The sequence below is a fragment of the Streptomyces sp. NPDC020422 genome (assembly GCF_044386705.1).
Classification (GTDB): Bacteria; Actinomycetota; Actinomycetes; order Streptomycetales; family Streptomycetaceae; genus Streptomyces.
In genome coordinates this window covers 524,164-538,742 of record NZ_JBIRVJ010000005.1, presented here as the reverse complement: position 1 = coordinate 538,742, position 14,579 = coordinate 524,164, and the positions used below count along the sequence as shown (strand labels likewise).

Annotated in this window: 14 protein-coding genes; 2 read left to right on the top strand and 12 right to left on the bottom strand. The window is 72.6% G+C overall.

The annotated features are described in order from the left end of the window. Positions 1 to 10: 10 nt before the first annotated feature. The 9 genes from tsaE to ACH414_RS16575 form a co-directional block, all read right to left on the bottom strand. On the bottom strand, positions 11 to 511 hold the full coding sequence (tsaE, locus tag ACH414_RS16615) for a tRNA (adenosine(37)-N6)-threonylcarbamoyltransferase complex ATPase subunit type 1 TsaE (protein WP_382532464.1): 501 nt from the start codon (positions 509 to 511) through the stop codon (positions 11 to 13). 14 nt (positions 512 to 525) lie between these two features. Continuing rightward, a complete protein-coding gene (locus tag ACH414_RS16610; RefSeq protein ID WP_382532466.1) occupies positions 526 to 1,665 on the bottom strand; it encodes an alpha/beta fold hydrolase in 1,140 nt (379 codons plus the stop codon). Positions 1,666 to 1,680: 15 nt separating this feature from the next. Next, positions 1,681 to 2,829 carry an alanine racemase gene (gene alr, locus ACH414_RS16605; RefSeq protein WP_382532468.1) on the bottom strand — a complete coding sequence of 383 codons (1,149 nt, stop codon included), beginning with the start codon at positions 2,827 to 2,829 and terminating at the stop codon, positions 1,681 to 1,683. A 36-nt stretch (positions 2,830 to 2,865) separates the two neighbouring features. Then, positions 2,866 to 4,113 (bottom strand): RNA-guided endonuclease InsQ/TnpB family protein, encoded by a 1,248-nt coding sequence (locus tag ACH414_RS16600; protein ID WP_398942263.1) that lies wholly within the window; start codon positions 4,111 to 4,113, stop codon positions 2,866 to 2,868. Positions 4,114 to 4,185: 72 nt separating this feature from the next. Next, positions 4,186 to 5,031, bottom strand: coding sequence for a L,D-transpeptidase family protein (locus tag ACH414_RS16595; RefSeq protein WP_382532470.1), 846 nt, complete (start codon positions 5,029 to 5,031; stop codon positions 4,186 to 4,188). A 93-nt stretch (positions 5,032 to 5,124) separates the two neighbouring features. Beyond that, positions 5,125 to 6,555, bottom strand: a complete 1,431-nt coding sequence (locus ACH414_RS16590) for an NAD(P)H-hydrate dehydratase (RefSeq protein ID WP_398942194.1) — start codon at positions 6,553 to 6,555, stop codon at positions 5,125 to 5,127. Positions 6,556 to 6,708: 153 nt separating this feature from the next. Continuing rightward, positions 6,709 to 7,077 (bottom strand): holo-ACP synthase, encoded by a 369-nt coding sequence (locus ACH414_RS16585; protein WP_382532474.1) that lies wholly within the window; start codon positions 7,075 to 7,077, stop codon positions 6,709 to 6,711. A gap of 8 nt (positions 7,078 to 7,085) precedes the next feature. Further along, a complete protein-coding gene (glmS, locus tag ACH414_RS16580) occupies positions 7,086 to 8,933 on the bottom strand; it encodes a glutamine--fructose-6-phosphate transaminase (isomerizing) (protein WP_398942192.1) in 1,848 nt (615 codons plus the stop codon). Positions 8,934 to 8,973: 40 nt separating this feature from the next. Next, positions 8,974 to 9,714 (bottom strand): hypothetical protein, encoded by a 741-nt coding sequence (locus tag ACH414_RS16575; protein WP_398942190.1) that lies wholly within the window; start codon positions 9,712 to 9,714, stop codon positions 8,974 to 8,976. Positions 9,715 to 9,818: 104 nt separating this feature from the next. On the opposite strand from ACH414_RS16575, the gene coaA reads away from it, so the two are divergent. Next, positions 9,819 to 10,820, top strand: a complete 1,002-nt coding sequence (coaA, locus tag ACH414_RS16570) for a type I pantothenate kinase (RefSeq protein WP_382532479.1) — start codon at positions 9,819 to 9,821, stop codon at positions 10,818 to 10,820. A gap of 2 nt (positions 10,821 to 10,822) precedes the next feature. After that, complete coding sequence (locus ACH414_RS16565; RefSeq protein WP_382532481.1) at positions 10,823 to 11,794, top strand: DUF389 domain-containing protein; 972 nt, start codon at positions 10,823 to 10,825, stop codon at positions 11,792 to 11,794. Between the two features lie 195 nt (positions 11,795 to 11,989). Here the strand turns inward: ACH414_RS16565 and glmM are convergent, their stop codons facing one another. From glmM to rplM, 3 genes are all read right to left on the bottom strand, one after another. After that, positions 11,990 to 13,357 carry a phosphoglucosamine mutase gene (glmM, locus tag ACH414_RS16560; protein WP_382532483.1) on the bottom strand — a complete coding sequence of 456 codons (1,368 nt, stop codon included), beginning with the start codon at positions 13,355 to 13,357 and terminating at the stop codon, positions 11,990 to 11,992. A 189-nt stretch (positions 13,358 to 13,546) separates the two neighbouring features. Beyond that, positions 13,547 to 14,059, bottom strand: a complete 513-nt coding sequence (rpsI, locus tag ACH414_RS16555) for a 30S ribosomal protein S9 (protein ID WP_030750225.1) — start codon at positions 14,057 to 14,059, stop codon at positions 13,547 to 13,549. Positions 14,060 to 14,103: 44 nt separating this feature from the next. Then, entirely contained in the window at positions 14,104 to 14,547 is a 444-nt protein-coding gene (rplM, locus tag ACH414_RS16550; protein WP_365337593.1) for a 50S ribosomal protein L13, read from the bottom strand. Between the last annotated feature and the right edge of the window lie 32 nt (positions 14,548 to 14,579).

The window sequence follows — 14,579 nt, the reverse complement described above, 5'->3', positions numbered from 1 at the left end:
CTCTGTACGTTCAGCCCAGCAGCAGGTCCTCGTCGGCCCACCGCGCGCCGATCCCGTTGAGCACGACGGTCCGCCGGTCGTCCTCGGCATCCGCGGTGTCGCCCACCACCCGGTGGATCAGCACGTGCAGCCGGTCGTCCGCCAGCTCCTCGACCTTGCCGTCGCCCCACTCGACCACCACGACCGAGTCCGGCAGCGAGACGTCGAGGTCCAGGTCCTCCATCTCCTCCAGACCGCCGCCCAGCCGGTACGCGTCGACGTGGACCAGCGCGGGACCGCCGACCAGGGACGGGTGGACGCGGGCGATGACGAAGGTCGGCGAGGTCACGGCCCCCCGGACGCCCAGACCCTCGCCGAGACCACGGGTCAACGTCGTCTTCCCGGCGCCGAGCTCGCCGGTGAGCATGACGAGATCGCCGGGGCGCAGCAGCTTCGCGAGACGGCGGCCGAGCTCCTGCATGCGCTCGGGGGAGTCGACTTCGAGGGTGGTCTGGATGTGCGGAGTGTCCATGGGCGCCAACCTACCTACCCGCCGAGGACTCCTGCTCCCACCCTCCCGAGGAGGTCGCCGAGCCGGTCGGTGACCGCCTCCGGATGCTCCAGCATCACCAGGTGCCCCGCGTCGGGCACGATCACCAGCTCCGCGCCCGGCAGCAGGTCGGCGATGGCCTCGGTGTGCGAACTGGGCGTGACCAGATCGCGGTCGCCGGCCAGCGCCAGCACGGGCAGCCCGTCCAGGACGGCGAGCGCCGCCGTCTTGTCGTGCTCCACGAACGCCGGATAGAACTCGGCGACCACGTCGATCGGCGTCGACTCGATCATCCGCTCCGCGAACCGCACGACCGCGGGATCGACGTCCTTCGACGAGAACGAGTACTTCTTGATCAGCCCGGCGAACAGATCGGCGGTGACCCGCCGCCCCCGCTCCACCAGGTCCACCTGCGAGCCCAGCGCCCGCAGCACGCCCGGCAGCACCCGCCGCACGGCGTTGACCCCGGCCATCGGCAGCCCGTAGCTGATCTCGTCGAGCCGCCCCGCGGAGGTCCCGACGAACGCGGCCCCGACCACCCGCTCCCTGACCAGCTCCGGATACCGGTCGGCCAGGGCCATCATCGTCATCCCGCCCATCGAGTGCCCGACCAGCACCAGCGGGCCCTCGGGGGCGGCGGCGTCGATGACGGCCTTGAGATCGCGCCCGAGCCGGTCGATGGAGACGGGCACACCGTCCGCCCCCGACTGCTCGACCCCCCGGTCCGACCGCCCGTGACTGCGCTGGTCCCAGTAGACGGCCCGGACCAGGCCGCGCAGCGCGGCCCGCTGGAAGTGCCAGGAGTCCTGGTTGAGGCAGTAGCCGTGGCTGAAGACGACGGTGACGGGCGCGGGCGCCTTCCGCCCGAAGAGCCGCCGCCGGCGCGGGGCGGGCGCGTCGCCCGCCACCTCGTCCACCTCGTAGTAGAGCGCCGTCGAATCGTCGGCGACCGCCGTCCCCGGGGTGCCGCGCAGCGCCCCGTAGGGCCCCTCGGCGTCCAGGGCGAGCCGGGCCTTCTCCCGTACGGACCGCCCCACGGTGAGCCGCTCGACGGCGACACCGGCGGCCGCGCCGGCCGCGAGCACGCCTATCGCGGCACCGGCCCAGCCGGCCCGCCGCCAGGTCTCCTCGCCCACGGCCGCCCTCCCCCGCTACTCGCCGAGATAGACGCGCGGGACGCGCGCGCCGATCCGGGTGACGATCTCGTACGCGATGGTGTCGGCGGCCTCGGCCCAGTCCTGCGCCGTCGGCTCGCCCCGGTCACCGGGCCCGAAGAGCACCGCCTCGGTGCCGGGCTCGGGCCGGTCGCCGCCGAGGTCGACGACGAACTGGTCCATGGCGACCCGCCCGGCCACCGTCCGCACCTTGCCGTCGACGAGCACGGGCCCCCGCCCGGAGGCGTGCCGCGGAATCCCGTCGGCGTACCCGATCGGCACGAGCCCCAGCGTCGTCTCACCCGGCGTCGTGTAGTGGTGCCCGTAGGACACCCCGTGCCCGCCGGGCACGTCCTTCACCAGGGCGACGGACGCCTTGAGGCTCATCACCGGCCGCAGCCCCAGCTCGGCGGAGGTGCCGATCTCCGGCGCGGGCGACACGCCGTACATCGCGATGCCCGGCCTGACCAGGTCGAAGTGCGTCTCGGGCAGGGTCAGCGTGGCCGGCGAGTTGGCGATGTGCCGCACCTCGGGCTCGACCCCCGCCTTCTCGGCGAAGTCGAGCATCCCCCGGAAGACGTCCAGCTGCGCGGCGATGGACGGATGCCCCGGCTCGTCCGCGCAAGCGAAGTGCGACCACAGCCCCGTCACCTTGACGAGCCCCTGCGCCTCGGCCTTGAGCGCCTCGGTGACCAGCTCGGGCCAGTCGGCGGGCTGACAGCCGTTGCGCCCGAGACCGGTGTCGGCCTTGAGCTGGATCCTGGCCCGCCGCCCGGTCTCCCGCGCCGCCTCGACGACCTCGGCCAGCGCCCACATGCCGCTCACCGACATGTCGAGCCCGGCCTCGATGCCCTCCGCCCAGGGATCCCCCGGCGTCCACAGCCAGCACATGATCCGCACGTCCACGAGCCCGGCCGCCCGCAGCGCGAGCGCCTCGTGCGGAGTGGCCGTACCCACCCAGGTCGCCCCCGCCTCGACGGCGGCCCGGGCACAGCGCACGGCGCCGTGCCCGTACGCGTCGGCCTTGACCACGGCCATGATCTGAACATGCGGGTCGACCCGGGCGCGCAGCGTACGGATGTTCGCACGCAGCGCACCGAGGTCGATCTCGGCACGGGCTCGGCGGGGCAGCGGTGTCTCAGTCATCGCCGCCAGTCTCTCAGGTTTGACGTGCGACCCGTCCTAAGGGACGGGCCTCCCTGCCACGGCCGGTCGGCCGTCTCGGCGGCTTCCTGCTTCAACGCGCTGCGCCGGGAGTCCCGCCCCGGTCTTACCCGCGCTCGGCGAGGCGTTTCGCGTCTCCGCCCGTCCGGCGGCGACGATACGTCGTCCTTCGAAGAGGACGTTCCGCCCTGCGTTGTGATCACGGTCATGCGCGGTGCCGCACCGGGCGCACGTCCACTCCCGGACGTGGAGCGGCTTGGGACCGTCCCGGTGCCCGCAGACCGAGCAGATCTGCGAGGAGGGAAACGCCCGACCGACCCTGACGAAGGTGCGGCCGTGTCTGGCGGCCTTGTACTCCAGCATGCGGACGAACTGGGCCCATGCCGCGTCGTGTACGGACTTGGCGAGTCGGGTGCGGCCCAGGGCCCGGACGGACAGCGTCTCCACATACACCGCTTGGTTGTCGCGGATGATGCGGGTGGAGAGCTTGTGGTGCCAGTCCCGGCGCCGGTCCGCCACGCGGGCGTGCTGGCGTGCCACCTCGGTACGCGCCCTGGCGCGGTTGTTGCTTCCCCTGATCTTGCGGCTGAGTCCCTTCTGCATGCGCTTGAGCTTCTTCTCCGCCCGGCGCAGGAACCGAGGGCTGTCGATCTTCGTGCCGTCGGCGAGTACGGCGAAGTGGTTCAGCCCCAGGTCGATTCCGGTGTCGGCCTCCGGCCCGTCCAGGACGTCCGGCTCGGTTTCGACGACGAACGAGGCCCAGTAGCGCCCCGCCGCGTCCAGGATGAGCGTGACACTGGTCGGCGTCGTGGGGAGGGAACGGGACCAGCGCACGCGGAGTTCGCCGACCTTCGCCACGTACAGCCGGCCGTTGTCACGAAGGCCGAATCCGTTTGCGGTGAGCCTGATCGACTGCCGCCGGTCCTTCCTCGACTTGAACCGAGGCGGCCCGACCCCCGGCCCCTTGCGCCGCCCCGTGACCGAGGAGAAGAAGTTCCGGTAGGCCGTATGCAGATCTCGAAGCGACTGCACCAGAACCACCGAGGACACCTCCGACAGCCAGGCTCGCTCGTCGGTGCGCTTGGCAGCGGTGATCACCCGCTTCTGCAGGTCGCCGTCCCTGATGTACGGCAGTCCCGCCTCGTGGGCTTCCTGGCGGGCCCGAAGTCCGTCGTTGAAGACCACGCGGGCGCACCCGAAGGCCTTCGCCAGCTCTCGGCGCTGGCCAGGCTCCGGATACACGCGGAAGTTGTAGCGAAGCTGCACAGCCGTGACGGTATGCCGCCTCCGGTGCGGCACGGCCCCCATGGCGAGTACTCGCCGGGACGGGATCGCCGATCAGCGCTCGGGCCGCTTACCCCAGATGTAGACCCGGTCACCCTTGCGCAGCGCGTCCCAGAGTCGCTTCGCGTGGTCGTAGCTCAGATTGACGCAGCCGCGGCTGCCGGTGGGCGTGGCGAGCGGGCCGTAGACGGCGTGGAAGGCCTGGCCGCCGTCGAAGAACTGGGAGTAGGGCATGGGGGTGTCGTAGATGGAGGACCAGTGGTCCTTGTGCCGCCAGTAGATCTCGTGCCAGCCGGTCCGGGTCCGGTAGCCGGGTCGGCCGCTGCGGATGTTGACCACCGCGTACGTCACCCGCTTCCCCTTCTGCACCCACATCAGCTCCCGGTCGAGGTCGACGCAGGCGACGGTGTACGAGCGCACGGGGCAGCGGCCGGCCGCGTTGGGGTTCCTGCGGGCGGCCAGCAGCTCGGCGCGTCCCCAGGTGACGGGTCCGGCGTAGCCGTTCGCGGGCTTGATCTTCTCGCGTTGCTGGAAGGCCCGGATCGCCCGGCAGTCCGCCGCGGACTGCTTCCCGTCGGCCTTCAGGCCGAGGAGCCGCTCCACCCGGCGCTGGTGCGGCCCGGCCGAGGCCGTGCAGGCCGCGCCGGCGGCGCTGCGCGGCAGGTACTCGACGAGCTCGTCGACCGGCTGCTCCGGCTCGGGCACCGGCACCTCGCCCTCGGGCTGCTGCGGGGGCAGCACCTGGTCGGGCGTGTCCATCGGGTACTCCGCCCGGCCGGCGCCGGCCACTCCGGGCACGAGCGGTTCGGGGGCGTCGGCGGACGCGGGCAGGGGCGGCAGGGACGTCACGGCGCACAGCAGCAGGCCGGCGGCCCATGTCTTCGTTCTCCAACTGATCACCCGCCCATCCCACGACGCACCGCCCCCACGCGCCTGCGCTGCACCACGTGCGGCCCAACACGTTCCCCCGAGTGGCGGGGTGCGGGGTCGGGCTCAGCCGCCCGTCACGTCCCGCCACGCCCCCGGCAGCCCCGCCGCCACGTCGCTCGCGGACACCGGCGCGCCCCGCGCGGCGCGGCGGGCCGACAGGCCGTGGAGGTAGGCGGCGGTCGAGGCGGCCTCCAGCGGCGGGAGGCCGGTGGCGAGGAGGGAGCCCGCCAGGCCCGACAGGACGTCGCCGGAGCCCGCCGTCGCCAGCCAGGAGGTGCCCGTCGGGTTCACCCGGACCGGGCCGGCGCCGCCCGCGCCGCAGACCAGCGTGGTCGAGCCCTTGAGGAGGACGGTGGCGCCGAAGCGGGCGGCCAGTTCGCGGACGGCGTCGAGGCGGCCCGCCTCGACCTCCTCGCGGGAGGCGCCGAGCAGGGCCGCCGCCTCGCCCGCGTGGGGGGTGAGGAGGGTGGCGGCGGTACGGGACTTCACCGCCTCCGGGGTGAGGTCGCGCAGTCCGTCCGCGTCGACGAGGACGGGGACGTCCGTGGCCAGGACCTCCGCCACGCCCGGCTCGTCGCCGAGCCCCGGGCCGACCACCCACGCCTGGACGCGGCCCGCCTTCGCCGGCGGCCCCGCGTGCACCAGGGTCTCGGGGTGCGCGGCGATCACCGCGTCGCCGGCCGGTCCCACGTACCGCACCGCGCCCGCGCCGCCGCGCAGCGCGCCCTCGACGGCGAGCACCGCGGCGCCGGGGTAGCGGGCGGAGCCGGCCACCAGGCCGACGACCCCGCGCCGGTACTTGTCGCTCTCGGCCGACGGCGTCGGCAGCCGCCGGGCCACGTCCTCGTGCTGCAGGGCCTCCAGGTCCGGTACGGAGGGGAGCGTGGCGCCGAGGCCGATGTCGACGAGCCGCACCACGCCCGCGTACTCCCGGGCCGGGTCGACGAGCAGCCCCGGCTTGTACGCGCCGAAGGCGACGGTCGCGTCGGCCGCCAGCGCCTGCCCCGTCACCTCCCCGGTGTCCGCGTCGACGCCGCTCGGCAGGTCCACGGCGACCACGACCGCGTCGGAGCCGCGCGCCGCCCGGGCGACGGGCACGGCGTCGGGCCGCAGGCCGCCGCGGCCGCCGATGCCGGTGATCCCGTCGAGGACGAGATCGGCGACGGCCAGCACCTCATAGGGGTCGTCGGCGACCCGTCCGCCCGCCGCCCGCAGCGCGGCGAGCCCGCCCTCGTGGGCGCGCGCCCCGAGCAGGACGGCCGTCACACCGGCCCCGCGCCGGGCGAGGCGGGCGCCGGCGTAGAGCGCGTCGCCCCCGTTGTCGCCGCTGCCGACGAGCAGGACGACCCGTGCCCCGTAGACCCTCGGCAGGAGGGAGGCGCAGACGGCGGCGAGGCCGGCCGCGGCCCGCTGCATGAGCGTGCCTTCCGGCAGTCGTGCCATGAGTGCGGCCTCGGCGGCCCTTACGGTCTCCACGCGGTAAGCGGTACGCATGGCACCACCCTCCCCGTTCGGCGCGGAGCCCGCCACCAGCCCGCCACCGGCCCGCGACCGGCCCGGCGCAATCCCGCCGCTGTCCCGCCGCAATCCCGCCGCTGGTCCCGCCGCTGTCCCGCCGCTGGTCCCGCCGCGGTCACCCCGCCGCTGTCACCCCTCCGCGATCACCACCGCCGACGCCACCCCCGCGTCATGGCTGAGCGAGACGTGCCAGTGCCGCACCCCCAGCTCGGCGGCGCGCGCCGCGACCGTCCCCTTCACCCGCAGCCGCGGCTGCCCGGTGTCCTCGACGTACACCTCGGCGTCCGTCCAGTGCAGGCCGGCCGGGGCGCCCAGGGCCTTCGCGAGGGCCTCCTTGGCCGCGAAGCGCACGGCCAGGGAGGCGGCGCCCCTGCGTTCGCCGCTGGGCAGCAGCAGCTCGCGCTCGACGAAGAGGCGCTGCAGCAGCCCCGGCGTACGTTCCAGCGACGCGGCGAAGCGGTCGATCTCCGCCACGTCGATCCCCACCCCGATGATCATCTGTCCACTCACTCCACCGTCACTGATTTGGCCAGGTTGCGCGGCTGGTCGACCTCGTTGCCCCGTGCCGTCGCCAGTTCGCAGGCGAAGACCTGGAGCGGCACGGTGGCGACCAGCGGCTGGAGAAGCGTAGGCGTAGCGGGGATGCGGACGAGGTGGTCGGCGTACGGGACGACGGCCTCGTCGCCCTCCTCCGCGATCACGATCGTGCGGGCGCCCCGCGCCCGGATCTCCTGGATATTGGAGACGATCTTGTCGTGGAGGACCGAACGGCCGCGCGGCGACGGTACGACGACCACCACCGGCAGGCCCTCCTCGATGAGGGCGATCGGCCCGTGCTTGAGCTCGCCGGCCGCGAAGCCCTCCGCGTGCATGTAGGCGAGCTCCTTGAGCTTGAGCGCGCCTTCGAGGGCCACCGGGTAGCCGACGTGCCGGCCGAGGAACAGCACGGTGTCCTGGTCGGCCAGGGTGCGCGCGAGGGCGCGGACCGGCTCCATGGTCTCCAGGACCCGCTCGACCTCGTCGCCGATGCGGGACAGCTCTCGGACGACGGCGAGGATCTGGTCGCCCCACTGGGTGCCGCGCACCTGGCCGAGGTAGAGCGCGAGCAGGTAGCAGGCGACGAGCTGGGTGAGGAAGGCCTTGGTGGAGGCGACGGCCACCTCGGGTCCGGCGTGCGTGTAGAGGACGGCGTCCGACTCCCGCGGGATGGTCGAGCCGTTGGTGTTGCAGACGGCGAGCACCTTGGCGCCCTGTTCGCGGGCGTGCCGCAGGGCCATCAGGGTGTCCATGGTCTCGCCGGACTGGGAGATGGCGATGACGAGGGTGCGCTGTCCGAGGATCGGGTCGCGGTAGCGGAACTCGCTGGCCAGCTCCACCTCGCAGGGGATCCGGGTCCAGTGCTCGATGGCGTACTTGGCGATGAGCCCGGCGTGGAAGGCGGTGCCGCAGGCGATGACGACGATCTTGTCGGCCTCGCGGAGCACGGCGTCGGGGATGCGCACCTCGTCGAGGTGCAGGCGTCCCTCGGCGTCGATCCGGCCGAGGAGGGTGTCGGCGACGGCCTTGGGCTGCTCGGCGATCTCCTTGAGCATGAAGGAGGCGTAGCCGCCCTTCTCGGCGGCGGAGGCGTCCCAGTCGATGTGGAAGGCCCGTACGTCCGCGGGGGCGCCGTCGAAGTCGGTGACGGTGACGCCGTCGCGGGTGAGCTCGACGACCTGGTCCTGGCCGAGCTCGATGGCGGAGCGGGTGTGCGCGATGAAGGCGGAGACGTCGGAGGCGAGGAAGTTCTCGCCCTCGCCGACTCCGACGACGAGCGGGGAGTTGCGCCGGGCGCCGACGACGACGTCCGGCTGGTCGGCGTGGACGGCGACGAGGGTGAAGGCCCCGTCGAGTCGCCGGCACACCAGCCGCATGGCCTCGGCGAGGTCGCCGACGGAGGAGAACTCCTCGGCGAGCAGATGGGCCACGACCTCGGTGTCCGTCTCGGAGGCGAGCCGGTGGCCGCGCTCGGCGAGCTCGGCCCGCAGGACGGCGAAGTTCTCGATGATGCCGTTGTGGACGACGGCGACGCGGCCCGCGTTGTCGAGGTGGGGGTGCGCGTTGGCGTCGGTGGGCCCGCCGTGCGTGGCCCAGCGGGTGTGGCCGATGCCGGTGGAGCCGCTCGGCAGCGGGCGGTCCACCAGCTCCTTCTCCAGATTGACGAGCTTGCCGGCCTTCTTGGCCGCGGCGAGCCCTCCGTCGGAGAGCACCGCGACCCCGGCCGAGTCGTAGCCCCGGTATTCGAGTCTCTTCAGGCCCGCGATCACGACATCGAGCGCCGACTGACCGCCTACGTAGCCCACGATTCCGCACATAGGGCGCAGCCTACGGCGGAACCCCCTCGACCGGCCGGACTCAGCGCAGCTTGGCCGCCTGCGCGTCGACCAGGTCCTTGGGCAGCTCCTTGACCTTGCCGGTGAGGCTGATGGTGGAGAAGGTGGCGAGGTTGTTGCCCTTGCGGAAGGCGGCCAGCGTGCTGACGAAGGGCTTGGCCTCCATCTTGCTGACGACGGTGAAGGCCACGCCCTCGTCGCCCGCGGTCAGCGCCTCCGGCGTCACCTTCACGACCTGGGTCTTCTCGCCGCTGGCGCTGATGGTGAAGCCGTTGCCGCAGGCGTCGCCGGCGGCCTTGAGCGAGGCGAGGGCCTGCTGGGCGCCCTGCCCGGCGTAGGAACCGAGCGTGACCGAGGTCGCCGGCGCGCCGAGCGCGCTCATGATGTCGTCCGGGGAGGCGGCGGTCTTCTTCTTGGCCTGGACGGCCTGCCGCTGCGCACTGGCGCCGGGCGTGCCGGGCGCGACCGAGGACATGGCCTCGGCGAGCGCCTCGCAGGCGGCCTTGTCGGCACCGACGTCGCCGCCGTTCACGATGTCCTCGGCCGCGGGCTTCTGCACCTTGTAGCCCGGCAGGTCCGCCTGCGCCACGACGAGCTTCTCCAGCTCGGCCGCGCTCAGCGCCTTGACGTCGGGCTTGGCGGCGGCGGACGCGGAGGCGTCGTTGTCCCCCTTCGGCTTGCCGTCGTCGGCTTGGCCACAGGCGGCGAGGAGCAGGGCCAGGGAGGCGGCGGCGGTGGCGGACAGGGCGGTACGTACAGACATGCGCATGACCGAATGATCACGGTCCGGGCCGGTGCCCCACAACCCGTATCCCGCGTGACCCACCCCACGGCCCACGACGGCCCCGCACCCACGACAATGGCTGCGTGATCACTTCGCCGCCACGAAGCCCGAACGGTCCCGCCGGCAACGGAGCCCGGCGGGGGGCCGAGCCGACGCCGTACGTCGATCTCACTCGGGCCGAGTGGAGCGCGCTGCGGGACAAGACGCCGCTGCCGCTCACCGCCGAGGAGGTCGAGCGGCTGCGCGGGCTCGGGGACGTCATCGACCTCGACGAGGTGCGGGACGTCTATCTGCCGCTGTCGCGGCTGCTGAACCTGTACGTGCAGGCCACCAGCGGGCTGCGGGGGGCGCTGAACACCTTCCTCGGGGAGCGCGGCGAGCAGCGCGGGACGCCGTTCGTCATAGGGGTGGCCGGGTCGGTCGCGGTCGGGAAGTCGACCGTGGCCCGACTGCTGCAGGCGCTGCTCGCGCGCTGGCCCGAGCACCCGCGGGTGGAGCTGGTCACCACCGACGGGTTCCTGTATCCGATGGAGGAGCTCAAGGCGCGCGGTCTGATGTCCCGGAAGGGTTTCCCCGAGTCGTACGACCGGAGGGCGCTGACCCGGTTCGTCGCGGACATCAAGGCGGGCAAGGAGGAGGTCACCGCGCCGGTCTACTCGCACCTGATCTACGACCGGGTGCCCGGTGAGCGGCTCGTCGTGCGCCGCCCGGACATCCTCATCGTGGAGGGGCTCAACGTCCTCCAGCCGGCGCTGCCCGGCAAGGACGGGCGGACCCGGGTGGGCCTCGCGGACTACTTCGACTTCTCGGTGTACGTGGACGCCCGCGCCGAGGACATCGAGCAGTGGTACCTCAACCGCTTCCGCAAGCTGCGCGAGACCGCCTTCCAGGACCCCTCCTCGTACTTCCGGCGCTGGACGCAGGTCTCCGAGGAGGAGGCGCTGGACTACGCCCGCACGATGTGGCGGACCGTCAACAAGGTCAACCTGCTGGAGAACGTGGCCCCGACGCGGGGCCGGGCGACGCTCGTGGTGCGCAAGGGGCCCGATCACAAGGTGCAGCGACTGAGCCTCCGTAAGCTCTGAGGATGCTGCACCTTCGGATGATCGTTCCGCCCGACCGTACCGAGGCGGCCGTCGCACTCATCGACCGGACGGTGGGCACCACCCATGTGGTGGTGCTGCCGGGCGCCGCCCGCGAGCCGGCCGGGGACCTCGTGATGTGCGACGTCGCCCGCGAGGCCGGCCACGAACTCATCAACGGGATGCGGGACCTGAGGATCGACCAGGACGGGTCGATCGCCGTCGAGGACATCGACCTCTCGCTGTCGAAGCGGGCCACGGCGGCCGAGGAGGAGGCCCCCGGTCAGGCCGCCGACGCGGTCGTCTGGGAGCAGCTGACCGACGCCACCCACGAGGAGTCGACGCTCACCATCACCTACAGCGCCTTCATGATCCTGGCGACGATGATCGCGGCCTGCGGTGTGGTCCTCGACAACGCGATCCTGATCGTGGGCGCGATGGCGGTCGGCCCGGAGTTCGGCCCGCTCGCCGGCATCTGCACGGGGATCGTGCGGCGCTCCGCGAAGCTGGTGCTGCGCTCCTCGTACGCGCTGGTCGTGGGCTTCGCGGCGGCGATCGTCGCGACGACCGTCTTCAGCCTGGGCATGGACGCGCTCGGCCTGTTCTCGGTCGAGCAGCTCGACGCGCCGCGCAGCAACACCGGCTTCATCTGGAAGCCGGACCCGTTCTCCTTCGTCGTCGCCCTCCTCGCGGGCGCGGCCGGCACCCTCTCGCTCACCTCGACGAAGTCGGGCGCGCTGATCGGCGTCGCGATCTCCGTGACGACCGTGCCGGCCGCCGCCAACGCGGCGGTGGCGCTCAGCTACGGGCAGTACGGCCAGATGTGGGGCTCGGTCGAGCAGCTGGTGCTCAACCTGACGGGCATCATCCTGGCCGGCACCCTGACGCTGTTCGGACAGGTGCTGCTGTGGCGTACGCAGCGGGGGCACTGGATCCGCAAGGGGAGGGGCTCGAACGGGACGGGGCCGGCGGCCTGAGACGGCGTCGACCCCCTCCCGGCGGGGGAGGGGGTCGACGGGGTGCCGTTACCCGGGGGGGGACGGAACGTCAGCCGGGCCGGGGGCGGGGCGACGGACGGGCGTCGGTCAGACCGCCGGTCGGCCGACGAGGCGTCAGGCCGGCACGGGCGGTCAGACGGCACGTCAGCCGACCGGGGCCGGTCGGGCCCTGCGTCAGCCGGTCTGGCCGAGGGCCGACTTCACGACGTCGGCGAGTCGCCCGGCCACCGCGCGGGCCTGCTCGATGTCGGCCGCCTCGACCATGACCCGCACCAGCGGCTCGGTGCCGGAGGGGCGCAGCAGCACGCGGCCGGTGGAGCCGAGCTCGCGCTCCGCCTCGGCGACGGCGGTGGCCAGCTCGCCCGAGGTGCCGACCCGGGACTTGTCGACGTCCGGGACGTTGACCAGGACCTGCGGCAGCCGCTCCATGACGGCGGCGAGCTCGGTGAGGGACTTGCCGGTGGCGGCGACCCGGGCGGCCAGCATCAGGCCGGTCAGGGTGCCGTCGCCGGTGGTGGCGTGGTCGAGCACGATGACGTGCCCGGACTGCTCGCCGCCGAGCGCGTAGCCGTGCTCCTTCATGGACTCCAGGACGTAGCGGTCGCCGACCGCGGTCTGGACGAGGGCGAGGCCCTCGCGCTCCATGGCCAGCTTGAAGCCGAGGTTCGACATCACGGTGCCGACGACGGCGTCGCCGCGCAGGGTGCCGGCCTCGCGCATGGCGAGGGCGAGCACGGCGAGGATCTGGTCGCCGTCGACCTCCTGGCCGGCCGCGTCCACGGCCAGGCAGCGGTCGGCGTCGCCGTCGTGGGCGATGCCGAGGTCGGCGCCGTGCTCGACGACGGCGGCCTTCAGCAGGTCGAGGTGGGTGGAGCCGCAGCCGTCGTTGATGTTGAGGCCGTCCGGCTCGGCGCCGATGGTGACGACGGTGGCGCCGGCCCGGGAGAAGGCCTCGGGCGAGACGCGGGCCGCGGCGCCGTGCGCCTCGTCGAGGACGATCTTCAGCCCGTCGAGCCGGTTGGGGAGGACGCCGATGAGGTGGGCGACGTACTTGTCGAAGCCCTCGTCGTAGTCGCGGACCCGGCCGACGCCGGAGCCGGTGGGACGGTCCCAGGGAGCGCCGGTGCGGTGCTCCTCGTAGACGGACTCGATGCGGTCCTCCAGCTCGTCGGCGAGCTTGTGGCCGCCGCGGGCGAAGAACTTGATGCCGTTGTCGGGCATGGCGTTGTGCGAGGCCGAGAGCATCACGCCGAGGTCGGCGCCGAGGGCGCCGGTGAGGTACGCCACGGCGGGCGTCGGCAGCACGCCGACGCGCAGGACGTCCACGCCCGCGCTGGCGAGGCCCGCGACGACGGCGGCCTCGAGGAACTCTCCCGAGGCACGCGGGTCACGGCCCACGACGGCGGTCGGCCGATGGCCCTCGAAGGTGCCCGCCTCGGCGAGCACGTGCGCGGCCGCGACCGACAGGCCGAGCGCCAGCTCCGCCGTCAGGTCGGCGTTGGCAACGCCGCGGACCCCGTCCGTGCCGAAGAGTCGTCCCACAGCTGTCCTCCGAAGTGCTCCGAAAAATGCGATCCCCTGACCGGCTGATGCCCGTTTCTACGTCGGAGCCGTCCAGGAAGTGCCCAGGGTTGTGCCCAAGATTATGAAACCAAGATGCGAAAAAGCCGTACGCCCCGGCAGCACGGGCAGTGCCGCCGGGGCGTACGTACAAGCAGACCGAGCAGGCGATTAACGCTTGCTGTACTGCGGAGCCTTACGGGCCTTCTTGAGACCGGCCTTCTTGCGCTCGACCGCACGGTCGTCGCGGGAGAGGAAGCCGGCCTTCTTCAGCGCCGGGCGGTTGTTCTCGACGTCCGCCTCGTTCAGCGCACGGGCCACACCGAGGCGCAGGGCGCCGGCCTGGCCGGACACGCCGCCACCCGCGATGCGGGCGATGACGTCGTAGCGGTTGTCGAGCTCGAGCACCTTGAAGGGCTCGTTGACTTCCTGCTGGTGGACCTTGTTCGGGAAGTAGTCCTCGAGCGTACGCCCGTTGATCTTCCACTTGCCGGTGCCCGGAACGATCCGGACGCGGGCGATGGCGTTCTTGCGACGGCCCAGGCCGGCGGCCGGCTGCGGGTCGCCGAAGCGGGACGCGAGGGACTCGGAGGTGTAGTCACCCTCGACGATCTCGGTCTCGGTGGTGTACTCCTCGACGCCCTCGAACTCGTCGACGGGGGTCTCGGGGGTGGTCTCGGCCACGATGCTCCTCAGATTTCTTTCGTTCTTAGGGGGTGTGGCCGGAACTACTGCGCGACCTGGGTGATCTCGAACGGGACCGGCTGCTGGGCAGCGTGCGGGTGGTTCTCGCCCGCGTAGACCTTCAGCTTCGAGAGCATCTGACGGCCCAGGGAGTTCTTGGGGATCATGCCCTTGATGGCCTTCTCGACGGCCTTCTCGGGGTTCTTGTCCAGCAGCTCGTCGTAGCGGACGGAGCGCAGACCACCCGGGTAGCCAGAGTGGCGGTAGGCCATCTTCTGGGTCTTCTTGTTGCCGGACAGGTGGACCTTGTCAGCGTTGATGATGATGACGAAGTCGCCCATGTCCATGTGGGGGGCGTAGACGGGCTTGTGCTTGCCTCGCAGGAGGTTCGCAGCCGTCGTCGCCAGACGGCCCAGGACGATGTCCTGCGCGTCGATGATGTGCCACTGGCGAGTGACATCGCCGGGCTTGGGGCTGTACGTACGCACTTCGTAGCCTTCGCTTCTTCAGTGGATGGAGT

Excerpts from the sequence above, each read along its gene's own strand:
- tsaE (WP_382532464.1), bottom strand. The coding sequence starts at position 511 with ATGGACACTCCGCACATCCAGACCACCCTCGAAGTCGACTCCCCCGAG.
- alr (WP_382532468.1), bottom strand. The coding sequence starts at position 2,829 with ATGACTGAGACACCGCTGCCCCGCCGAGCCCGTGCCGAGATCGACCTC.
- ACH414_RS16590 (WP_398942194.1), bottom strand. The coding sequence starts at position 6,555 with ATGCGTACCGCTTACCGCGTGGAGACCGTAAGGGCCGCCGAGGCCGCA.
- ACH414_RS16585 (WP_382532474.1), bottom strand. The coding sequence starts at position 7,077 with ATGATCATCGGGGTGGGGATCGACGTGGCGGAGATCGACCGCTTCGCC.
- glmS (WP_398942192.1), bottom strand. The coding sequence starts at position 8,933 with ATGTGCGGAATCGTGGGCTACGTAGGCGGTCAGTCGGCGCTCGATGTC.
- ACH414_RS16575 (WP_398942190.1), bottom strand. The coding sequence starts at position 9,714 with ATGTCTGTACGTACCGCCCTGTCCGCCACCGCCGCCGCCTCCCTGGCC.
- ACH414_RS16565 (WP_382532481.1), top strand. The coding sequence starts at position 10,823 with ATGCTGCACCTTCGGATGATCGTTCCGCCCGACCGTACCGAGGCGGCC.